Raw genomic sequence first — 21,087 nt, 5'->3', positions numbered from 1 at the left:
CCCCTTCCCACTCGTCCACCAGCCGAAAGGCGTCCTCACCATGGCCGACCAGCTGCTGTTCAACCCGCGCACCTACGATCCCGCGCACTTCGACCCCGAAACGCGCCGCTTGCTGCGCGCCACCGTCGACTGGTTCGAGGAGCGCGGGAAGCGGCGGCTGACCGAGGACTACCGGACCCGCGCGTGGCTCGGTGACTTCCTGGCCTTCGCGGCGAAGGAGAACCTGTTCGCCACCTTCCTGACGCCGTCGTCCGCCGCGGGGGAGGGGGAGCCGGACAAGCGGTGGGACACCGCCCGGATCGCCGCGCTCAACGAGATCCTGGGCTTTTACGGCCTGGACTACTGGTACGCCTGGCAGGTCACGATCCTCGGCCTCGGCCCGGTCTGGCAGAGCGACAACGCCGCCGCCCGCTCCCGCGCCGCGGAACTCCTCGCCCAGGGAGAGGCGTTCGCGTTCGGCCTGTCCGAGAAGGAGCACGGCGCCGACATCTACTCCACCGACATGCTGCTGGAGCCCGACGGCGACGGCGGCTTCCGCGCCACCGGCTCCAAGTACTACATCGGCAACGGCAACGCGGCCGGACTCGTCTCCGTCTTCGGCCGCCGCAGCGACGTCGAGGGCCCCGACGGCTACGTGTTCTTCGCCGCCGACAGCCGTCACCCCGCCTACCACCTGGTCAAGAACGTCGTCGACTCCTCCAAGTTCGTCAGCGAGTTCCGCCTGCAGGACTACCCCGTAGCCGCCGAGGACGTCCTGCACACGGGCCGCGCCGCCTTCGACGCCGCCCTCAACACCGTCAACGTCGGCAAGTTCAACCTGTGCACCGCCTCGATCGGCATCTGCGAGCACGCGATGTACGAGGCCGTCACCCACGCCCACAACCGCATCCTCTACGGCCGCCCCGTCACCAGCTTCCCGCACGTGCGGCGGGAGCTGACCGACGCGTACGTCAGGCTCGTCGGCATGAAGTCGTTCAGCGACCGCGCGGTCGACTACTTCCGCTCCGCCGGCCCCGACGACCGCCGCTACCTGCTCTTCAACCCGATGACGAAGATGAAGGTGACCACGGAGGGCGAGAAGGTCATCGACCTGATGTGGGACGTCATCGCCGCCAAGGGCTTCGAGAAGGACAACTACTTCGGCCAGGCGGCCGTGGAGATCCGCGGCCTCCCGAAGCTGGAGGGCACGGTCCACGTCAACCTGGCGCTGATCCTGAAGTTCCTGCGCAGCCATCTCCTCGACGCCGTCGAGTACCCCGCCGTGCCGACCCGCCTCGACGCGGCCGACGACGACTTCCTGTTCCGGCAGGGACCGGCCCGCGGCCTCGGCTCGGTGCGCTTCCACGACTGGCGGCCCGCCTTCGACGCGTTCGCGCACCTGCCCAACGTGACCCGACTGCGCGAACAGGCCGACGCGCTCTGCGAGTTCGTCGCCACGGCCGCCCCCGACGCGGAGCAGAGCCGCGACCTCGACCTCGTCCTCGCGGTCGGTCAGCTCTTCGCCCTCGTCGTGCACGGACAGCTCGTCCTGGAGCAGGCCGCTCTGACCGGCCTCGACGAGGACGTGCTCGACGAACTCTTCGCCGTCCTCGTACGGGACTTCTCCGCGCACGCCGTCGAACTGCACGGCAAGGACTCGGCAACCGAACAGCAGCGGGACTGGGCGCTGGCGTCGATCCGGCGGCCGGTCGTCGACGCGGCACGCACGGAGCGGGTCTGGCAGCGGGTCGAGGCACTGTCCGGAGCGTACGAGATGGCTCCGTAGCCGCTCCCGCGCATCGGTGGCCGAGCCGCGTGGGCCCGGCCACCGGTCGGCGCACTCGCCGTTGATGAGATGATGACCAGCGACAAAAGGCGACGGCGTTCCGAGGAAGCCGGTGTGAATCCGGCGCGGTCCCGCCACTGTGACCGGTGAGCCACTCCCCACAGCGGGGCGAGTGGCACACCGGAAGCCAGGAGACTCACGCGGTCGCCTCCTCGAGCAGGACCGGGGCGGATCTCCCCGGGAGGGGAGTGGCGCCGTGCCCGGAAGGCCGACGGCAGGGACATCAGGCAAGCGCGTGGAGGCCGGCGGAACGGTGCCGTGCCGTGTCGTCGTGTGCCGGGACTGCTGCTGTGGCAGCCCCAAGGTGACCGGGGTCGATCACGCGGCGCAGACCGCGCGGCTGCGGGCGGAGGTGCCGATGCGCGTCTCCGACTGCCTCGACGTGTGCGATCGGGCCAACGTCATCGTCGTACAGCCCTCCGCCGCGGGCCGGGCCGCCGGGGCGCGGCCGGTGTGGCTCGGGCTCGTCAACGACCCGGACGCCACCGAGGACATCGTCACCTGGGTGCGCGCCGGTGGCCCGGGGGTGGCGCCCCTGCCGGACATCCTCGACCTGTACGTCTTCACCCCACCGCGGCGCACCGCGGGTTCCTGACGCTCGGGCCGTGGCAGGGGGCCTGGTGGCGTGACCTCCCGGGCCTTCTGCTTCGCGAAGGCGAGCCGGCGCAGGATCGCGGGTCGATGTCGCGTTCCGCGGCGGCGTCCAGCGGCACGTGCAGCAGGATGGAGGACGCCGACACGTCGGCCCGGTCGGCCGGCCCCAGCAGGGTGCCGAGCGTGGCGAGCGACGTCGCCAGGTCGTTCCCCCTGATGGTGCGGCCGTCGACGACACCCGCCACCAGGCGCTTGCCCGAGCGGACGGTGCGGTTCCCACGGTGCGTCCCACTGGCCCTCGCAGGTCCCGTGGAGCATCGTGGAAAGGGTGGCTGACCTGCAGGAAGGACGTTTCCCCTGACCTTCTCCGTGGGACCGGTACGCCGGTGAGGTCAGCAGGTGAAAGGAGCCACTGTGATGAGCCCAGCGCAACAGCCTCCACAGCGACCGGGTGGTCCGAAGGACGCGGACTCGGGCCCGAGCGGCCTGATGGATCTGCTGGGCGTCGCCGCGGTGCTGCTGGAGGCCGACGGGCGGATCGACATGTGGAGCCCGCAGGCCGAGCAGCTCTTCGGCTACACCGGCAGTGAGGCGGTCGGGCAGTACGCGGCCCTGCTGCTGTTGCAACCGGAACACCGGGATGCGGCGATCATGCTGTTCGCCGAGGTGATGGAGACGGGCCGGGGCTGGGCAGGCGCGTTTCCCGTCCGGCACAAGGACGGCAGCACCCGGATGGTCGAGTTCCGCAACATGCGGCTGACCGACAACATCGGCGACCACTACGCCCTGGGACTGGCCACCGACAGGAGCACCCTCCGCCAGGTGGAACGGGGCGTGGCCCTGTCCACCCGGCTGGTCACCCAGGCGCCGATCGGGCTGGCGATCCTGGACACCGACCTGCGGTACGTGGTGGTCAACCCCGCCCTGGCGTCGATGCACGGCGTGGCCGAGGCCGAGCACGTTGGCCGCAGATTCGGCGAGATCCTGCCCGGTGCGCCCTTCCAGGACGCCGAGACCGCCATGCGGCGGGTCCTGGAGACCGGAGTCCCCGTGGTCGACCGGCAGGTGGTGGGCCGCACACGCGCCGACCCGGAGGGCGACCACGCCTGGGCGGTGTCGTTGTACCGGCTGGAGGACCAGCACGCGAACGTCCTGGGCGTCGCCAACGTGGTGGTCGACGTCACCGACCGGTACCAGGCGGCCAGGAGGGCCGACCGCGCCCAGCAGCGCCTGCGCCTGGTGGCCGACGGCTCGGCCCGCATCGGCACCACCCTGGAGGTGGAGCGCACCGCGCAGGAACTGGCCGACGTCGTCGTGCCCGGCCTGGCCGACATGGTCTCGGTCGACCTCCTGGACTCGGTGCTGCAGACGGGCCGCACGGACGTCGGCGAGGGCCCGCCGCTGTTCCGCGCCCTGGCGGTGAAGACCGCCTACCCCACGGACGCCGCTCAGGCGATCGTGCCGCCCGGCCGGCTCACCACGTACCACGCCGACCACCCGGCCGCGTACTGCGTCCGCACCCGCAAGCCCCATCTGATCACCCACCTGGACAGCGGCGACCACACCCGGATCGCCACCGACCCCGAGGCCGCCTCCCTGCTCGCGCGGGCCGGTGTGCACACCGACATCGCGGTTCCCCTCATCGCCCGGGAACAGGTCATCGGCGTCATGGGTCTGGCCCGCGCCCGTAACCCCGTGCCCTTCGACGAGGACGACCTCGCGCTCGCCTGCGAACTCGCCTCCACCGCAGCCCTGAGCATCGACAACGCCGTCCTCCACCACCACATCCGCAGCGCCGCGGAAACCCTCCAGCGCAGCCTGCTCCCGCAGCTCTCGCCCCGGCACCCCGGCCTTGAGGTCGCCGCCCGCTACCGGCCCGCGCAGGCGTTCAGCGAGGTCGGCGGCGACTGGTACGACGTCATCCCCCTGGAGGGCGACCGCACCGCACTCACGGTGGGCGACGTCATGGGCAGCGGCATCCCGGCGGCCACCGCCATGGGACGCCTGCGCACCGCCACCTCCACCCTCGCCGACCTCGACCTCGGCCCCGCCCGGATCCTCACGCACCTCGACAAGATCACCAGCGGCCTGGACCCGTACATCGCCACGTGCGTGTACGCGATCTACGACCCCCACCACGCCCGTCTGCAGGTGGCCTCCGCCGGCCACCTGCCCCCGGTCCTGATCCGGGCCGGCGGACCACCGGAACTCCTCGACCTCCCCACCGGCACCCCGCTCGGCGTCGGGGGCGTCCCCTTCGAGACCACCACCTTCGACCTGCGCCCCGGCGATCAACTGGTCCTCTACACCGACGGGCTGGTCGAAACCCGAAGCGACCCCATCGACGAACGCCTGGACGACCTCCTGCGCCTCCTGACCGGCCCGGACCACTCCACGGAGGAGACCTGCGACCGGCTGCTGCAGCAGCTCCGGCACCCGGCAGGCCACGACGACGTCGCGCTGCTCATCGCCCGCGCACAACCGCAGCCGGACGCCCGGGGGACCGAACCGTGACGCCCGGCCCCGGGCTGCCGCGGCACCTCACCTGCACGCCGTCAGGTCCGCGACGCGCTCCGGTGCGCGCGCACTCCCGCCAGCGCGCCCAGCACGGTGTCGTTGGCGTTCCGGTCGCCGACGGTCAGCCGGAGTCCCTCGCCGGGGTAGTGGCGCGCCTGGACACCGGCGTCGGTGAGTGCCGCGGCGCCCTCGTCGACCGGATCGGGCGCGGCGAGCCAGACGGAGTTGGCGTGGCCGGGGCGGACGCGCCAACCGAGGGACACGAGTTCACACCGGAGGCGTTCGCGTTCGGCGACGACGGTGTCCACACGCAGGCGCAGCTCGCTCTCGGCACGCAGTGAGGCCTTGACCGCCGCTGTCGCCACCGCGTTGATCCCGAAGGGCAGCTGGTGCCGGCGGATCCGCTCCACCAGGCCGGGGGCGCCGAGCCCGTAGCCCACCCGCAGGGCGGCGAGGCCGTAGGCCTTGGAGAAGGTGCGCAGGACCAGCAGGTTGGGGTGCGCGTCCAGGAGCGCGGGCGTGTCCGGCAGGTCGGTGCCGCGGGCGAACTCCACGTACGCCTCGTCGAGGAGCACCGTGACGTGTCGGGGGACCTGGGACAGGAACGCCGACAGCGCGCCGGCGGTGACGAGGCTTCCGGTGGGGTTGTGGGGATTGCACAGCACCACGACGCGGGTGCGGTGGCCGAGCGCCGCGAGCAGGGCCCCCAGATCCTGGTGTCCCTCCGGCGACAGGGGCACCGGGAGGGAGCGGGCACCGGCCATGGCGGCCAGCAGGGGGTAGGCGTCGAACGTGCGCCAGGCGTGGACCACCGCGTCGCCGGGCCGGACCACCGCCTGGAGCAACTGCAGGGCCACGCCGACCGATCCGCTGCCCACCGCGACGCGGTCGCAGGGCACCCGGCACCACGCGGCGATCCGCTCGGTGAGGTCGTCGGGGTGGAACTGCGGGTAGCGGTGGGCCTGTGCGACGGCTCGTTGCATCGCCTCGCGCACCGAGGGCAGTGGGGGATACGGGCTCTCGTTCAGGGCGAGCCGGTGCAGCACGGGGACGTCCACGGCTCAGCCCCGCCCGCCGTGCCAGCGCACGGCGACGGCACCGGCGAAGTCACCCGCGTGGGCGAATCCCCCGAGCACCATCAGGTCGCCGTCCGCCACTCGCCCGGAGCTGAGCGCGCGGTCCAGGGTGACCGGGATCGCCGCTCCGAACAGGTTCCCGCAGGCGTCGAAGGTGTTCAGGTGCCGTTCGGCCGGCAGCTGCAGCGCCTCCCGCCAGTTCCGCAGGAAGGTGCGGTTGGGCTGGTTGGTGATGAGGACGTCGATGTCGGTGCTCGCCACGCCGAGCCGCCGGCACAGCTCCATGACCACCTCGGGGACCAGGCGGTTCCCGCGTGCGAGGACCTTGGCGACGCTCGCGTCGGTGAACCCGATCCGCAGCTGGGACTCTCCCGGCTCCCAGTACTTGCGGCCGTCGTCGACCGCCACGGTCATGTCGCCGGCGTACTCGCCGATGTGCCGGGTCTCCACGTCGAGGACCGGCGACTCGGCCGACGTCGTCACGTACCCCACGCCGCACCCGTCGCCCGGGATCGCCGCCTGTGCGAGCTTGCGCACCTCGGACTGGGTGAACCACTGCCCCGCGGCGCTCTGCGCGTTGCAGATCAGCGCGGTCTTCGCATCGGTGGAGGTCAGGATCTGCCGGGCCAGCTTCACCATGTGCACGAAGGACGCGCAGCCCGCGTTGGCCACGTCCACGAGCCACTCCGGGTTCAGGCCCAGCCGCCGCGCCACCTCGGTTCCGGCGCCCACGAACGGCAGGTCCGGCAACTGGCTGTGCACCAACAGCACGTCGACGCCCCGGATCTCCGCCGCACCGTGCCGTTCGATCAGCGGCTGTACGGCGCGCTCGACCATGTCCGCGTTGGTCTCGTCCCCGGCCACGTGGTGCCGCAACGGCGGGACCTTGAACATGGGGTGGTCGCGGAGCTTGTCCTCGGCTCCGGGGAAGTCCGTGTAGAACTCCGCGGGGACGGGCGCGCCGGGCAGATAGCTCGCGACGTCGGTGAGGCTGACCGTGGTCACTTGGCCACCGTCCTCGCCGGAGCCGAACCGACCGGCAGACCGCCGCGGTGACGGTGTTCCAGGATGGCCTTGAGATTGCGCATCTCCACGGTGTGTCCCGCGTAGAAGAGATCCCAGTAGTCGCCGACCCAGGGCCGGTCGGGGCGGGGCGTCAGGCCGGGGTGGGGGTTGTCGTCGTAGTAGGGGTGCCGGCAGTTGGTCCAGGTGATCACCGAACCCGGCTTGTCGAGCACCAGGGGGGCCGGGACGACGCGCATCAGGTAGATCATCCACAGCGTCTCGCCCTGGTCCCAGGAGCAGTGGTAGTCCACGGTCATGGCCTCGGGGTTCGCCGCCACCCTGCAGTAGATCCTGGTGTCGTCCTCCAGGCGGTCGTGACCGACCCACAGCCCCGGTGTGCCGGTGGGCGCGAAGTCGCGCAGACTGCAGGTCCACTCCTCCAGGTGGTGCCCCTGGCGCAGGTAGTCGTAGGCCTGCTCCGGGGGGCAGTCGACGTGTTCGTGGATGGTGCAGTACTGCCCGTAGACCTGGTGGTGGGGGTAGACCGCGTGGGTGAGCTCCATGCAGTGGGCGGTCAGTTCCTCCTTGCCGGCGTTCTCGATCCGGATCAGACCGGGGATGTCAGCCAACGTGGACGACGGCTCGCTCATCTGAACTCTCCTTGCTCTCGGCGGCTTCGGTGAAGGACTGGAAGGGAAGGAACGGGGGGATCTCCCGCGGGTCGCACTCCACTGCGACGAACGCCGGGCCGCGGCCCGCGTTGCCGCGCAGCAGTGCCGTGCGCAGTTCCGCCGCGTCGGCGGCTGCCGTGGCATCGAGGGACGGGAAGGCGGCGGCCACCCCGGCGGCCAGGTCGGTCCGGGTGAACAGGTCGTCGCCGCGCCCGCCGCCCTGGAGGAACTCCTCCCGCAGCGCGCACATGGCGTGCGCGTTGTTGTTGAAGATCACGAACGTGACGGGTGCGTCGTACTCCACGGCGGTGTGCACTTCCATCCCGTGCATGAAGAAGGCCCCGTCGCCGGCGAGGACGTACGTGCGCCGGCCGGTGGCGAGCGCGGCGCCGATGCCGGCGCCGAAGGTGTAGCCCATGCCGCCCATGCCGACCGCCACCACGAAGCGGCCGTGGCGCGGGGCGGGCAGGAGATGGACCGCGCCGGCCCCCGTGTTGCCGGCGTCCACGAAGACGTGTGCGTCCTGGGGGAGTGCCGCCGCCACCGCGGCGACCGCCTGGGCCTGGGGGACGGTCCGCTCCCGGGCCTGAACGAGCGGACCCGGCAGGGGGGTGGGCAGGGGGCCGGCGTGCGGCGGGCAGGGACGTGTGCGCGACGGCAGCCGGGCGGTCACCGCGCGCAGCGCGTCCCGCAGGTTCCCGCCGAGCACGGTGCCTGCCACGAACGGCGGTTCGGGGCCGAGGCAGACGACGTCGGTGGCGGCCAGCGCCTCGTCGAGACCGCCGCGTGCCAGGAGCGGCAGCCGGGTGCCGACCAGCAGGCACAGGTCGGCCCGGCGCAGACAGTCCTCGACGTTGGCGTGGCCCATCACCCCGGCCACGCCCGCGAACCGCGGATCGCGGTTGTCGAAGACGTCCTTGGCGTCCGGCGTGACCGCCACCCACGCCCCCAGGCACTGGGCCAGTTCCGCCAACTCCTCACGTGCGTCGGTGGCGGCGACGTCCTCGCCGGCGATGACGAGCACGTGGCCGGCCCCGCGAAGGTCGTCCGACACGGCGGCGACGGCAGCGGTGTCGAGCCGCGCCGCGCAGGCCGTCGCCGGGCTCCCCGATGCCGGGACCGCGCGGCGGGCGGGGACCTGGATCCGCGCCTGCTGCACGTCCTTGGGCAGCAGCAGCACGGCCGGTCCGCGCGGGTCGGACTGCGCGGCCGCGACCGCCCGGGGCAGCAACTCCCCGATCGAGTCCGGGTCTTCGACCCGGGCACAGAACCGGGAGACGGGGGCGAAGACCTCCCGCGCGTCGAAGGTGCCCGACCTGCCGCTGGAGTCCTGGAACGCGCCGAGCCCCTCCTGGCCGGTCGGCGGCTGGCCCACCAGGGCCAGCACGGGCACCCGGGAGGCGTACGCCTCCGCCAGACCCGGCACGAGGTTCATCGCCCCGCCGCCCGAGGTGGCGGCGACGACGCCGACGCGCCTGGTGGTCCGTGCGTATCCGTCCGCCATGGTGACGGCGGAGAACTCGTGTTTGGCGACGACACCGCGGACGGCGCCGCCGCGGTGCACCGCGTCGTACAGGTCCTCGATGTTCGCGCCGCCGACGCCGAACACGTGGGTGACGCCGGCCCTGGCGAGTTCCCCGGCCAGGTAGTCGACCACGCGTACCGTTCCTCCCGTGCCCGCCTCCGGGGCCATGGTGGTCATACGGGGCTTCCCTCCCTCTCGTGGCGGTGGTCGATGAGGCCGGACGGCGAGATCACCTGGAAGCGGTGCCGGTATTCCCTGGGGGTGAGTCCCAGGGTGCGTCCGAAGGAGCGGAAGAACGTCTCGGTGGCGGCGAATCCGCAGCGGCCGGCTATCTGGCTGATCGTCAGGTCGGTGGTCTCCAGCAGTTCTCGGGCGCGGGCGATGCGCGTCCGCTCGACGTACTGGCCGGGTGTCGCGCCCACCTCGCGCCGGAAGACCCGGGCGAAGTTGCGCTGACTCATGTTGGCCTGCCGCGCGATCTCGGCCACGGGCAGCGGGCTGTCCAGGTTCTCCAGAATCCACTCCTGTGCGGCCCGGATCGGCGGATGGTCGGCCAGCTGTGCGTCGAGGACGGCGCTGTACTGGGACTGTCCTCCGTGCCGTTTGAGGAACAGCACCAGAAACCGTGCCGTCTCCAGCGCGAGCGCCGATCCGTGATCGGCCTCCACCAGGGCCAGCGCCATGTCGATGCCCGTCGAGACGCCCGCGGAGGTCACGAAGGGGCCGTCCCAGACGAAGATCGGCTCGGCGTCCACCGTCACATCCGGGTAGCGGCACGCCATCGCCTCGCTGTACGCCCAGTGCGTGGTGGCGCGTCTGCCGTCGAGGAGGCCCGCCTCGGCCAGCAGAAAGGATCCGCCGCATACGGAGGCCACTCTGCGCGACCGGGCCGCCGCCCGGCCGATCCAGGACACGAGCGCCTGGTCCCCGAGAGCGTCGTGGAGACTCCATCCGCCCGGCACGAGGAGGGTGTCGATCGGGCCCTGCCCCTCCTCCAGGGGCGAGGCCTCCACCACCACCCCCGAACTCGTGCGCACCAGTGGTGCGTCGGCGGAGACGAACTCGGTCCGGTAGGCGGTGCCCGAGGGTCCCAGGAGCCGGTTCGCGGTATCGAACACTTCAATCGGTCCGGTGATGTCCAGGGCCATCGCGCCCGCGTACACCACCACAACAACACGTCGCTCCAACACGGTCACAGCCTGTATCGGAAGTCGCACTGGCTGCAATGACAGATTACTGACGTATCCGGCCAACGAGTGGCGTCGGACGGTCGGGAAGGGCGCTGGCAAGGCGGTTCGGGCACCGCGCGGGCCGCGCGGGGTGAGGCAGCTCACAGGACGCCGGTACGGCCGTGCGCCGCGGCCGCGCCGCCGTCCCCGTGCCGGACGCGACCGGCGGCGCGTCGTCCACGGCCCGCGGAGGACTCCGCCGGGTCTTTCCGCATCGGCCGGTACGGACCCGCCACGCCCCGTAGGATCTCGGCACGGACCTGGGCCGAGCGCGGACGTCGCAGGGGAGCGAAGTGCGGTTGACGCTGGCGGAGTTGATGGATCTGCGGGTGCCGCCCCCGGAACTCGCCGACCGGGTGCTGGGCCCCGTACGGGACCGGGCCGCGGCCGGTCCGCCCGAGGACCTCGCGCCGGGGGAACGGCAGTTGTGGTACGCGATGGCGGGCGCGGTCTGCGAGCGGCTGGGCGATCTGGACGGCACCGTGCGCCACTTCGGCGCCGCCCTGACGGAGCTCGACTCGGACAGCGACGACCGGCCCGACGCGGAGTTCCGCCTCGGCGTCGCCCTCCACTCGCGGTTCACGGAGCGCGGGGACCTCGACGACGCCCGGGAGGCGATCGTCCTGTTCCGGGCGGTGCTGGCCGTGGCCGACGAAGGCACCTGGCCGCGCCTCATGACCGCGGCGCACCTGGGGCGGTGCCTGGCCGACCGGTTCGCGGCAGGCGGGGATCCGGCCGACCTGAAGACGGCCCGGACCCTGCTGGAGCGGGAACTCGACACCGCGGGCGAGGCACCCTCGACCGGCGACGAGGACCCCGAGGAACTGCACACCTGGATCTCCGCCCTCGACGTGCTGGGCGAATGCCTACGCGAACAGGCCGAACTCGACCACGACGAACGCCTGCTGTCGCACGCCCTTGACCGTGCCCGCCAGGCTCTGGACCTCGCGGGCGACGACCCGGGCCTGCGCGCCGCGCCGGAGAAGGGGCTCGCCCGCACCCTGCTCGTACGGGCCGTGTGGCGCAAGTCGGAGGAGGACTTCGACGAGGCGATCCGGCTGCTCGATCCTTCCGGGCCGGTCGCCCAGGCGGAGAATCCGGCGGCGCGCGCGGTGAACCTGGGCATCGCCCATTTCGAGCGCTACCGCCTGCTGGGCACCCGCGACGGCCTGGCACGGGCCCGCACGGCACTCGAACGGGCTCTGGCCGGACTGCCACACGGTTCCACCGCGCGCGCCGGAGCACAGCTCAATCTCGCGGTCGTACTCCGGGAGACCGCCGCCGCTTCGGCCGGCGGGGCGGAACTGCTCGACCGAGCGGTGGAGTTGGCCGAGGAGGCGGCCGCGACCCTGCGATCCCGGTCACCGCTGTACCTCGCTGCCACCGCCGCCGCGGCCGAGGCGCGGATCGCCCGGCAGGCGCAGGGCGGAGGCGGCGGCGCGCAGGAATGGGAGGAAGCCTGCCGGAAGATGGAGGCGGCGGCACCGTATCTGCCGCCCGGGGGCGGATTGCTGGTCGCCTCCTTCCGCGATGCCTGGGGCAGCGCGCTGGTCCGGCTCGCGGGCCTCACCTCCGACCCCGGCGCCCTGGACCGGGGCGTGGACCTGCTGCGGCGGGCGCTGGCCGATCCGGGCGGGCTGCCCGACCGGCCCCGGACGGCGGGGAATCTCGCGGTCGGGCTGTACGAGCGGTTCCTCGCGCGCGGCTCGATGGGCGAGCTGGACGAGGCCATCGCGCTGTGGCAGGAGGCCGCGGACCGGAGGCGCCCGGGATCGCCGCACGCCGTCACCGCGCACAGCGGGCTGGCCGTGGCCCTGCACCAGCGGTACGAGCGGCGTGGCACGGCCACCGACCTGGACGAGGCGGTGGAGCGGCTGCTGGCCGCCGCCGCGCAGCCCGCGGACCCGGCGGAACGCCGCGCCGTCCTGAACAACCTCGGCCACGCCCACCAGGCACGCTACGAGGCCACCGACGATCCCCGGGAACTGGCCCGCGCGGTGGCCGCCCAACGGGAGGCCATCGCCCAGGGCGGCCCGGAGGCGGGATCGCCCGTGAACGCCCGCATCGGACTGGCACTCGCGCTGGGCGCGCAGGCGGAACGCGCCGGTTCAGCGGCGCTGGCCGAGGAGGCCGCGGGCCACGCCGAGGCGGCCCGCGCTGAGGCCCACCCCGCGTCGCGGACCTGGGTGTCGGCCGTGTTCGTACGGGCCGGGCTGTGCCGGCTGCGCCATGCGCTGACCGCCGATCCGGAGCTGCTGCGGGAGGCCGAGGAGGCGTACCGGCAGGGCTACGAGGTGGCCCGTGACCGGTATCCGGCCGCCGCGGCGGAAGGCGCGATGGAGTGGGGCCTGTGGCAGACCCGGCTGGAGCGGCATCCACAGGCCGTGGCCGCCTTCGACCTCGCCGAACAGGCGGTGGGACGGCTCGTGGCCGAGCAGGGACAGCGCGCGGCCAAGGAGACCTGGCTGCGCACCTCGCGCGGCCTGCCCGCCGCGGTGGCCGTGGCGGCCTGGCGGTCCGGCGACGCGGCGGGCGCGGTCACCCGCCTGGAACGCACCCGCGCCCTGCTGCTGGCCGAACGCCTGCGGCTGGGCCGGACGGCAGACGACCCGACCGGCACGGACGCGCTCGTCGGCAGCGGCACCGTCGTCTACCTGGTTCCGGGCGCGGAAACAGGCGTGGCCTTCACCGTCGCGGAGTCGGCCGTAAGGGCCACGCCCCTCGACGGACTGGGCGCGACCGCGCTCGCCCCCTGGCAGGACGGGACGTGGCGCGACAGCGAGCGGCTCGACCGGTTCGCCCGGTGGGCCTGGGAGGACGTCCTGGCCCACGTGGTGCCCGGGCAGGGCGCGCCGTTCACCCTGATCCCCGTGGGAGAGCTGGTGCACCTGCCCTGGCAGACGGCGTACGCCGCACCCGGCGCCGGGCGGCCGCCCCGGTTCCTGCTCGACGGCCACGCCGTCGGCTTCGCGCCCTGCCTGCGTGTGCTGCCCACGGGCGGACCCGCCCGGACACCCCGGTACCTCGGAGTGGCGGTGGGACGCGGCACGGGTTTGCGTGAACTCCCCTTCGCCGAGCGGGAGGTACGGGCGGCCGTCGGCCGGTTCACCGAGTCCCTGGTGCTGGTGGACGAGGAGGCCACACCCGAGCGGGTGCTGGACTGGCTCCGACAGGGCGGTGGCGTCGCCCACTTCGCCTGCCACGCCGAGACGGACCCCGCCGAGCCCCTGTCCTCCGCGCTCGTCCTCGGCGGCGGCGCGCGCCTCGCCGTTCGGGATCTGCTGGACCTGCGCGGCGGACTCGACCTGGTGATCCTCTCCGCATGCGCCACCTCCGTGGCGGGCCGGGAGCTGCCCGACGACGTGGTCGGCCTGCCAAGCACCCTCATCGGCGCCGGCGCGCGGGGGGTCGTGTCGGCGTCCTGGCCGGTCAACGACCTCGCCGCCTGCCTGGTGATGACCGGCTTCGTCGACCGGTGGGCCGAAGGGACAGCACCGGCGGAGGCGCTGCGCGCCGCCCAGGTCGGGCTACGGGACCTGCCGCACGGCGCGCTGGCCGAGCGACTGCGCGTGCTGCGCGGCCCGGACGTCACAAAGGCCCCGCCCGCCCCGCCCCCGCAGACTCCCGTCCGCCCCTTCGCATCGCTCTCCGACTGGGGGGCGTTCACCTACACGGGCCATGCCGGCACCGGTTCACCGGACGGACGGCCCCGACGGAACCCCACGGGAGAGCACCGATGAGCGCAGCGTCCCCCCTGCCCTATCAGCGCGGCACCGACCCGCAGTTCGCGCAGCGCGCCGCGGTCACCTTCTCCCTGGAGGACTTCGGCTCCGCGCTGGTGCTGTCCGGGCCTTGCCCGCGGTGCGGTCAGGAGATGGAGTTCACGCTGGTGAAAGAACTGTTCCGGGACGGCGCGGGGGCGGTTCCGGCACCCGGCCGTCCGGTCGTGATGTTCTGCACGGCCGAGGTGGTGTACGACGGCTCCCCGGACGGCGGGCCCGGCTGCGGTGCGTTCTGGAGCCTGAGGCTCCCGGCCGGAGCGGGCGGATGAGCGGCGGTCTGCTGCCGGGCCCCACCCCGACCGCCGCCCAGCTGCGCCGGGCCAGGTCGCTGCGCCGGGCCCTGGAGCGGGAGCTGGACCGGGTCCGCGAGGCCGCCGTGGCCTGGCGCAACGGGCTCGGCGCGATCCTGGCCGGACTCGTGGGGTTCAGCCTGGTCAAAGGCCGCAGCGACGTCGGACAGATCACCCCCGGCTGGGCCATGGCCGTCGGACTGCTGCTCCTGGGCGCCCTGACGGTGGGCGGAGCGGGCGCCTTCTGCCTGCTGCGCGCCGCGCACGGTCGTCCGTACGCCCGCTGGCTGTCCGAGGCCGACGACGCGACCGGGCGGCCGCTGGAGGTGGAGGACCACGACGAGGCCCTGGCCAGCGCCCGCTTCCTGCGCACGGGCACCGTGCTGACCTGTCTGTGCACGGCACTGCTGGTCACCGCGGTCGGAGTGACCTGGTACGCCCCGCCGAAAGACCCGCCGGGGCTGCTGGTCCGGCAGGGCGCCACCTCCCTGTGCGGAGAGGTCGTCTCGGCCGGCCGGGGAACGGTCGTGCTGAAGGTGGGCGGTGTCGCCACGACCGTGGACCTGTCCCGGGCCGACTCCCTCACCCCGGTCGCCTCCTGCCCCGCGCCCGCCGCCGGGTAGGCGGCGGGTCAGCCGGCGAACACCCTGCCGTGCTTCACGACGTAGTGCGCGGGCCGGGAGCAGCCGATGGACGGAGTGACCAGCAGGCTCACGGTGAGCGGCGCGGGCTCCGTGCTCGCGGTCGAGAACTCGCAGACGGCACCGCTGCCCGTGAGCGGGTACCAGAACCACCCGTCGACGTCGCCCACGGTGACCCGGTCCGACTCCTTCCAGCCGCCGTCGGAGCGGGTGTAGACGCGCAGGCGCACGGAGGCGGCGTACTGGTCCTGCGTCGACCGCAGTGCGGTCAGCGTGACCTTGTAGTCGCTGCCGAGGACGGACGAGGCGATCAGCCGGGTTCGCGGCGCCGCGGCCTCGGCGGTGGACGTTCCGGCACCGGCGGTCCCGAGGGCCGCCGCCATGAGGAGGGCGCCGGCCGCGGTCGCGACGGTGCGGCTGGGGTTGCGGACGATGCTCATGTGTACCCCTGGGGTGAGTTGCGCGGAAGGCCCGGTTGGTCCGTACGGTGGTGGAGACCAGCCGCAGGGCCGGAGAGTTGTACGGCGGGCGAGGAGAACGGCCGCACGGCGCGTACGACGTTCGCGTCGGGACGCCGGGCGGCCCGGTCGGCCGGTAACGCACGCACCCCCACACGCGTCGAGACCTCTTTCCGCCACCTCGCGGCCCGCACCGTGCCGGGCGCTGGAGTCTGCCGTTGCCCGAAGCGTCGCACGGCGTGGCCGTCGTAGCCCCTCGTCGGCCCCGGAGACGGTGCAGCGCCGCATCAGCACCACATGTGTGTGGCCGGATCGGACATCTGACGTGTGTTCGGAAACGGCCATACTCAGGGCTGGGCAATCCGCCCCATTCCTACGTCCGGAGGCCACCCATGCCCCAGACCCGTGTGTCCCACACCGCCGTGATCGAAGCCTGGCTGTCGGGCGCCGAGAGCGCGTACGGCCAGTCCAACCCCGCCGGGCCGCTGTACGTCGGCGGCACGGCTGCCGAGGCCGCACTCACCGACCCGAGCGACTCCCTCTACGGCTTCTGTTCCAGCCCGAGCGGTTCGCACGGCAGTTGGTGCTGCTGACACGTCGGCCTCGTCCTTCGAGGCATTCGGTGCCCTGTGAGGGCCTGCGCTCGCGGAGCGCTTTCGCGGGGTGAGGTTCTACGAGCAGGAGTGTGGGGAACGCGTCTGATGAAACGATTCCCCACGCTCCGTCCGGGCGCCTTCCAGGGCGCGACAAAGGTGGCACGGGGAAGGCGGACGGTGAGCGGTTCGGGGCTGGAGACGCGAGACCAGGCGGAATGGTTCACCCAACCCGTACGAGGCATCGCCCGGCCCTGGCTGGACGAGCTGGCCCGGCGGCTGGCCGACGTGGACGCACTCGGCCGGGGAGAACGGGACGTGGTGCTGGAGGCCGGCCACACCGCCCTCCTCAGGTCCTTGCACGCCAAGCTCTCCCGCCTGTTCCTGATCGAGTTGCACGCGCTGCGCCTGACGGCGGGTGAGGCGGCAACAGCGGGCGCCGGGGAGGCCGTCACCGACAAGGAGACCTGGTCCGCGTTCATCGAGCAGGCCAGCGACCCGGGCTACCTCGACCGGCTGGCCGGCCGGTACCCGACCCTCGGCCGGCGGATCGCGTCCGTCGCGCGGCTGTCGGTGGCGGCGACGGCGGCGTTCGCGACACGGCTCGCCGCGGACCGTTCACTGCTGGCGCCGTTGCTGGGCCGGTCACCGGGAGAGCTGCGCGCGGTCGGTTTCGGCGCGGGCGACAGCCACCGGGGCGGACTGACCGTCAGCCGGGTCGACCTCGCGGGCGGAAGCGTCATGTACAAGCCCCGGCCGTCCGGGATCGACGTGGCACTGGGCGCCCTGCTCGACGAGCTGTTCGCGGACTTCCCCGGTGCCCCGGCGGTGGACGAGCGCATCCGCGTGCCGCGCACGCTGGCACGTGAGGGCTACGGCTGGGCCGAGTTCGTCCCCCACCGGTACTGCGTGGACGACGCCGGACTCGCCGCGTTCTATCGCGCTGTCGGACACTGGCTGGCCGTCCTCCGGTTCACCGGCGGCACCGACATGCACGCCGAGAACATGATCGCCGCCGGTCCGGTGCCGGTGATCGTGGACGCCGAGACACTCTTCGACGCCCCGGCGCCGTTCCCGCCCAGCGACCGGGGCGACGCGGTGGACGTGGCCGCGGCGGCGATCCGCCGTACGGTGCTGCGGACCGGACTGCTGCCCGTGCGCGGCACCGGATTCGCGCTCGGCGGAGTGGACATCTCCGGGGTCGGGGCGCTGCCCGGCCAGCAGCCGCTCATCCCGAACCCGGTGATCGCGGACGGCGGCACCGCGGCGGCCCGCTTCCAGGTGGACCTCGTGGCGATGCCCGCCACCGGCAACCACCCCAGCCCCACACCCGTCCTGAGCACGTACTGGGACCGGATCCTTGCCGGCTTTCGCGAGATGACCGCGCACCTGCACCGGCCCGGCCGGGACCCGTACCGGCTGCTGCACCGCTTCGAGGGCACCCAGGCGCGGCGTATCCGGCGGCCCACGCAGGCGTACGTCGACATCGGGCGGATGCTGTGGCATCCCGCGTCGTTGCACGACGAGGCGGCAGCGGTCGAGCGGGCCCGGGACATCCTGCGGCGCAACGCCGAGGTGCTGCCCGGAGCGCCCGCCGACCGCGCGACCATCGACAGCGAGATCGCGGACCTGCTGGCCGGCGACGTACCGATGTTCACCTTCGCCGTGGACGCGACCTGCGTACGTGACACGGTCGAGGACTGGCGCACCGCCGATCTGGCGCTGGAGGAGGCGGTGATCCAGGACGCGCTGGTGGGTGCCTACCTCAACGAGCGTTCGCTGCCCGCCCGGGTGCAGGCCGCCGCCCGCGACCCGCACGCCCGCGACCGGGAGCGGCGCCGCCGGGACCTGGCCGCGCAGATGGTACGGCGGCTGTGCGACGGTGCGGTGCGCGGCGCCGACGGTACCGTCACCTGGATCAGCCCCGTCTTCACTCCCGCCGGATGGTCCATCCGGGTGCTGCCCGCCGACCTCTACACCGGGCAGGGCGGGGTCGCGCTGACGCTCGCGGAGTACCTGACCGAGGTACGGGCCGGCCGGGCCGACGACATCCCGGGCGTGGCCGAGACGTTCGACGGCGCCCTGCGCGTGCTGCTCGGCACCGAGGACCGCACGCCGACGCCGTCGGCCGGGGCGTTCAGCGGTGCGGCTTCCCAGGTGTGGACCTGGCTGGCGCTGCACCGGGTGCTCGGCGAGGACTCCCTGCTGGAACGGGCCGCCGAGCGGGCCCGGCTGCTCACCGAGGGGGCTGAGCTGGTCGAGGACGACATCGAGGTGGACCTCCTCAACGGGGCCGCGGGTGCGATCGTCCCCCTGCTCGACCTGGCCACCGCCACCGGGCAGGACCGGTGGCTCGGCGCCGCCGCACACATCGGGCGCCGGCTGACCGGGCTGGCCGCGCTCGACGCGAGCGGCGCCCGCTGGACGACCCGGCTCAACCCCGAGGGCATCGGCGGCTTCGCCCACGGCGCCACCGGCATCGGCTGGGCGCTGGCCCGGCTCGCCCTCAGCGACGCCGGCTCCGTGGCCGAACGCGACGGCTGGAGGCGCGTGGCTCAGCAGGCCTTCGCCTTCCAGGAGTCGCTCTGGCAGCCCGGACAGGGCAACTGGCTCGACGTCCGGATCGGGGCCGAGGAGGACTTCTTCACCAGCTGGTGCCACGGCAGCGCGGGGATCGGCATCGGCATGCTCGACCTGCACCGGCGCACGGGCGATCCCGTCCACCTCGACATGGCCGAACGCGCGGCACGCGCCTGCGCCGCCGAGGGCTTCGGCTGGAGCCACACCCTCTGCCACGGCGACCTCGGCCTCTGGGAGTTCCTCACCTCCCTGGGCTTCGGCGACCCGCTCGAACTCGACGCGGAGATCCTCACCGGTCTCGAACAGCGCGGCCCCGTCGGCGGCCTGGCCCGCGAGGCGTTCTCGCCCAGCCTCATGTCCGGCCTCGGCGGAGTCCTGCACACGCTGCTGCGCATGCATCCCGCGGCGGACCTGCCCAATCCCTTGCTCCTGGACTGAAGCCGGAACAGCGCCCGGGCACCGGGCGGCCCGTGATCGTGAGGTGCGGCGAGCGCCTGCCGTGACGGCGTGGACCGCGTGACACCGGGCGCGCGAGGGGCGAGCCGGTCGACCGCCCCGGGGTCAGGACAGGCATCGGCCACGCGGTCTCGCCGCCTGGCATGATCGATGAGTGACCGGTGAATCCGCGGGGCCCGACCGCACGAAGTACGTCCTGTTCGATGTCGACGGCACGTTGATCGACGCGGTGAGCAACCAGCGCCGGGTCTGGGGGACATGGTCGGAGCGCTACGGGCTGGACGCGGACGACGTCCACCGGGTGGCGCTGCGGACACGGCCCATGGAGACCTTCGCCCAGGTCGCCCCGGACCGGGATCCCGGCGCGTACCTGGCCACGCTGCACGAGCTGGAGGACGAGGACGTCCGGTCCGGCGTCTACGCGGCTTTCGACGGTGCGTCGGAGCTGCTGCACGGCCTGCCGCCCGGATCCTGGGCGCTGGTGACCTCGAACTACGAGCACCGGGTGCGCGGCCGCTTCCTGCGGACCGGCTTGCCGCTGCCGGGCCTGATCGTGGACGCCGCCGCTGTCGAGGAGGGCAAGCCCTCGCCCGTCCCGTATCTGCGGGCCGCCGAGCGGCTGGGTGCCGAGCCGGAAGACTGTCTGGTCGTCGAGGACGCCCCGTCCGGGGTACGGTCCGGACGGGGAGCCGGGATGACGGTCTGGGGCGTGAACACCGAGGTCGCGGTGGAAGGCGTGCACCGCCACTTCGCCAGTCTGCGTGAGGCGGTCCCGCACATCCTGGACTTCGCGTCCGGCGGATCGCGTACGAGGCAGCGGGGGAGAGGCCGGGTCAGCGGAGTTTGAGCAGGCCCGCATCGACCACGGCGCGGCCGAAGGGGCTCGCGAGTTCGGCCAGGCGCTCACAGCCGGCGTCACCCAGGACGGCGTAGGCCGGAAGGGCCAGACGGTCGGTGCGCTCCTCGATCTGCCGGCGCAGGAGCGCGCCTGCCGGGCTGAGGGAGTCGCCGTCGAGGAGGCCTCGCTCGCGCAGGCGTTCCTGGGTGCCGGCCCACTTGTCCTCGGGCCAGGCACGGCTCGCCTTCAGGAAGTCGACGGGAATCTCATCGGTGGCGGCGTGCAGAACCAGGGCCTCCAGGCCCCCGACGCCCTCGCTGAGCAGACACGCGACATGGCCGTCCCCACGGAACTCCCTCAGCAGCGTCTGGGCGTGCCACAGCTGCAGCACCGGCTCCTGCGGCCAGGGCAGTGTGGCGTGCGCGGCGAACAGCGGGCGGCCCTCCGCGTGTTCACAGGCCGCCTCGGCTGCCCGGCGGGTCAGCTCCACGACCTCCGCCAGGTGCGGCAGCTCGTGGATCCCGGCCCGCCGCAGCGCTTCGCCCGCCGCCGCGTACCGCGCGTCCAGCACCTGCTGCGGCGTCGTCGCGTCCCAGGCCCCGTCGAGTGCCTGGCGCACCAGATCGGGATTGAAGTTGTAGAAGGTCGAGATGACCAGCTCGGCGGACGCCCGGCCGAACGCGGCGCTCCGCGAGGCGAAGTACCCGGCGCGGCCGCTCAGTCCCAGGTCTCCGTACCGTCGCCGTGCCTCCGGGACGAAGTAGATCATGCCGTGTACGGGTTCGAGTCCGCGCCAGGCCGCACGCGCTGCCTTCATGGGTCACCTCTTCGGAGAGTCGGCGAACGGGGTGTGCGCTGCTGTTCCGTACGCACCGGGCGTTCGCGCAGCATACCAACTGGTCGGTAGCCTTCAGCGGGGAGAATGGCCTGTCAAGGGTGTGAGCCGGCCTCACGTGTGCGGCGTGTCCCATAACACTTGGGTGGCATGTGACATTGCATATGGGACC

General features: G+C 73.1%; 16 protein-coding genes, 1 pseudogene and 1 riboswitch. Of the genes and pseudogenes, 9 read left to right on the top strand and 8 right to left on the bottom strand.

All coding sequences use genetic code 11. The annotated features are described in order from the left end of the window. Window positions 1–40 precede the first annotated feature (40 nt). Both IO33_RS0110940 and IO33_RS0110935 read left to right on the top strand, forming a co-directional pair. On the top strand, window positions 41–1,765 hold the full coding sequence (locus IO33_RS0110940) for an acyl-CoA dehydrogenase family protein (RefSeq protein WP_031163129.1): 1,725 nt from the start codon (window positions 41–43) through the stop codon (window positions 1,763–1,765). A gap of 78 nt (window positions 1,766–1,843) precedes the next feature. Next, window positions 1,844–1,983: riboswitch (cobalamin riboswitch) on the top strand. Window positions 1,984–2,078: 95 nt separating this feature from the next. Then, complete coding sequence (locus IO33_RS0110935; protein ID WP_051926611.1) at window positions 2,079–2,420, top strand: hypothetical protein; 342 nt, start codon at window positions 2,079–2,081, stop codon at window positions 2,418–2,420. Between the two features lie 32 nt (window positions 2,421–2,452). Here IO33_RS0110935 and IO33_RS52335 read toward each other — a convergent pair. Beyond that, window positions 2,453–2,676 (bottom strand): annotated as a pseudogene (locus tag IO33_RS52335) (hypothetical protein); the annotation flags it as partial. Window positions 2,677–2,836: 160 nt separating this feature from the next. Here IO33_RS52335 and IO33_RS0110925 point away from each other — a divergent pair. Then, on the top strand, window positions 2,837–4,933 hold the full coding sequence (locus tag IO33_RS0110925) for a SpoIIE family protein phosphatase (RefSeq protein ID WP_031163122.1): 2,097 nt from the start codon (window positions 2,837–2,839) through the stop codon (window positions 4,931–4,933). A gap of 41 nt (window positions 4,934–4,974) precedes the next feature. Here IO33_RS0110925 and IO33_RS0110920 read toward each other — a convergent pair whose 3' ends face one another. The 5 genes from IO33_RS0110920 to IO33_RS0110900 are packed head-to-tail and all read right to left on the bottom strand — an operon-like array spanning window position 4,975 to window position 10,403. Beyond that, window positions 4,975–5,994 (bottom strand): histidinol-phosphate transaminase, encoded by a 1,020-nt coding sequence (locus IO33_RS0110920; protein ID WP_051926604.1) that lies wholly within the window; start codon window positions 5,992–5,994, stop codon window positions 4,975–4,977. 3 nt (window positions 5,995–5,997) lie between these two features. Further along, window positions 5,998–7,017, bottom strand: a complete 1,020-nt coding sequence (locus IO33_RS0110915; protein ID WP_031163118.1) for a ketoacyl-ACP synthase III family protein — start codon at window positions 7,015–7,017, stop codon at window positions 5,998–6,000. Next, entirely contained in the window at window positions 7,014–7,667 is a 654-nt protein-coding gene (locus tag IO33_RS0110910; protein ID WP_031163116.1) for an SRPBCC family protein, read from the bottom strand. Before IO33_RS0110910 ends, IO33_RS0110915 begins: the two co-directional genes overlap by 4 nt. Beyond that, window positions 7,639–9,390, bottom strand: coding sequence for a thiamine pyrophosphate-binding protein (locus IO33_RS0110905; protein WP_051926603.1), 1,752 nt, complete (start codon window positions 9,388–9,390; stop codon window positions 7,639–7,641). The genes IO33_RS0110910 and IO33_RS0110905 overlap by 29 nt, the downstream gene beginning before the upstream one ends. Beyond that, window positions 9,387–10,403 (bottom strand): GlxA family transcriptional regulator, encoded by a 1,017-nt coding sequence (locus IO33_RS0110900; RefSeq protein WP_245235750.1) that lies wholly within the window; start codon window positions 10,401–10,403, stop codon window positions 9,387–9,389. The genes IO33_RS0110905 and IO33_RS0110900 overlap by 4 nt, the downstream gene beginning before the upstream one ends. Window positions 10,404–10,735: 332 nt before the next feature. Between IO33_RS0110900 and IO33_RS0110895 the strand changes: the two genes are divergently transcribed. From IO33_RS0110895 to IO33_RS0110885, 3 genes are read left to right on the top strand one after another with little or no spacing between them, the layout of a single operon-like run. Then, complete coding sequence (locus IO33_RS0110895) at window positions 10,736–14,182, top strand: CHAT domain-containing protein (RefSeq protein ID WP_157857825.1); 3,447 nt, start codon at window positions 10,736–10,738, stop codon at window positions 14,180–14,182. Beyond that, a complete protein-coding gene (locus IO33_RS0110890) occupies window positions 14,179–14,493 on the top strand; it encodes a hypothetical protein (RefSeq protein WP_031163109.1) in 315 nt (104 codons plus the stop codon). Before IO33_RS0110895 ends, IO33_RS0110890 begins: the two co-directional genes overlap by 4 nt. Then, a complete protein-coding gene (locus IO33_RS0110885; RefSeq protein WP_031163106.1) occupies window positions 14,490–15,137 on the top strand; it encodes a hypothetical protein in 648 nt (215 codons plus the stop codon). Before IO33_RS0110890 ends, IO33_RS0110885 begins: the two co-directional genes overlap by 4 nt. Before the next feature lie 8 nt (window positions 15,138–15,145). Here the strand turns inward: IO33_RS0110885 and IO33_RS0110880 are convergent, their stop codons facing one another. Then, entirely contained in the window at window positions 15,146–15,595 is a 450-nt protein-coding gene (locus IO33_RS0110880) for a hypothetical protein (RefSeq protein ID WP_031163104.1), read from the bottom strand. Between the two features lie 410 nt (window positions 15,596–16,005). Between IO33_RS0110880 and IO33_RS0110875 the strand changes: the two genes are divergently transcribed. The 3 genes from IO33_RS0110875 to IO33_RS0110865 all read left to right on the top strand — a co-directional run bounded on the left by IO33_RS0110875 (window position 16,006) and on the right by IO33_RS0110865 (window position 20,089). Further along, on the top strand, window positions 16,006–16,206 hold the full coding sequence (locus tag IO33_RS0110875) for a DUF6229 family protein (RefSeq protein WP_031163102.1): 201 nt from the start codon (window positions 16,006–16,008) through the stop codon (window positions 16,204–16,206). Between the two features lie 180 nt (window positions 16,207–16,386). After that, window positions 16,387–19,224, top strand: coding sequence for a type 2 lanthipeptide synthetase LanM family protein (locus IO33_RS0110870; protein WP_209438837.1), 2,838 nt, complete (start codon window positions 16,387–16,389; stop codon window positions 19,222–19,224). A 172-nt stretch (window positions 19,225–19,396) separates the two neighbouring features. After that, window positions 19,397–20,089, top strand: a complete 693-nt coding sequence (locus IO33_RS0110865) for an HAD family hydrolase (protein ID WP_051926602.1) — start codon at window positions 19,397–19,399, stop codon at window positions 20,087–20,089. Here IO33_RS0110865 and IO33_RS0110860 read toward each other — a convergent pair. Beyond that, window positions 20,076–20,897: an SCO6745 family protein gene (locus IO33_RS0110860; RefSeq protein WP_031163096.1), complete on the bottom strand. Its 822-nt coding sequence runs from the start codon at window positions 20,895–20,897 to the stop codon at window positions 20,076–20,078. The two genes, IO33_RS0110865 and IO33_RS0110860, sit on opposite strands and share 14 nt — an antisense overlap. Window positions 20,898–21,087: the final 190 nt, after the last annotated feature.

Origin of the sequence: Streptomyces durhamensis (assembly GCF_000725475.1) — a bacterium.
GTDB lineage: Bacteria > Actinomycetota > Actinomycetes > Streptomycetales > Streptomycetaceae > Streptomyces > Streptomyces filipinensis.
Note: the sequence above shows the minus strand (reverse complement) of the source record. Positions and strands in the feature narration are given on the sequence as shown.

What these genes read in the sequence shown, in the direction of transcription:
- IO33_RS0110940 (WP_031163129.1), top strand. Translation starts at nt 41, where the DNA reads ATGGCCGACCAGCTGCTGTTCAACCCGCGCACCTACGATCCCGCGCAC.
- IO33_RS0110925 (WP_031163122.1), top strand. Translation starts at nt 2,837, where the DNA reads ATGAGCCCAGCGCAACAGCCTCCACAGCGACCGGGTGGTCCGAAGGAC.
- IO33_RS0110910 (WP_031163116.1), bottom strand. Translation starts at nt 7,667, where the DNA reads ATGAGCGAGCCGTCGTCCACGTTGGCTGACATCCCCGGTCTGATCCGG.
- IO33_RS0110905 (WP_051926603.1), bottom strand. Translation starts at nt 9,390, where the DNA reads ATGACCACCATGGCCCCGGAGGCGGGCACGGGAGGAACGGTACGCGTG.
- IO33_RS0110890 (WP_031163109.1), top strand. Translation starts at nt 14,179, where the DNA reads ATGAGCGCAGCGTCCCCCCTGCCCTATCAGCGCGGCACCGACCCGCAG.
- IO33_RS0110885 (WP_031163106.1), top strand. Translation starts at nt 14,490, where the DNA reads ATGAGCGGCGGTCTGCTGCCGGGCCCCACCCCGACCGCCGCCCAGCTG.
- IO33_RS0110880 (WP_031163104.1), bottom strand. Translation starts at nt 15,595, where the DNA reads ATGAGCATCGTCCGCAACCCCAGCCGCACCGTCGCGACCGCGGCCGGC.
- IO33_RS0110875 (WP_031163102.1), top strand. Translation starts at nt 16,006, where the DNA reads ATGCCCCAGACCCGTGTGTCCCACACCGCCGTGATCGAAGCCTGGCTG.
- IO33_RS0110860 (WP_031163096.1), bottom strand. Translation starts at nt 20,897, where the DNA reads ATGAAGGCAGCGCGTGCGGCCTGGCGCGGACTCGAACCCGTACACGGC.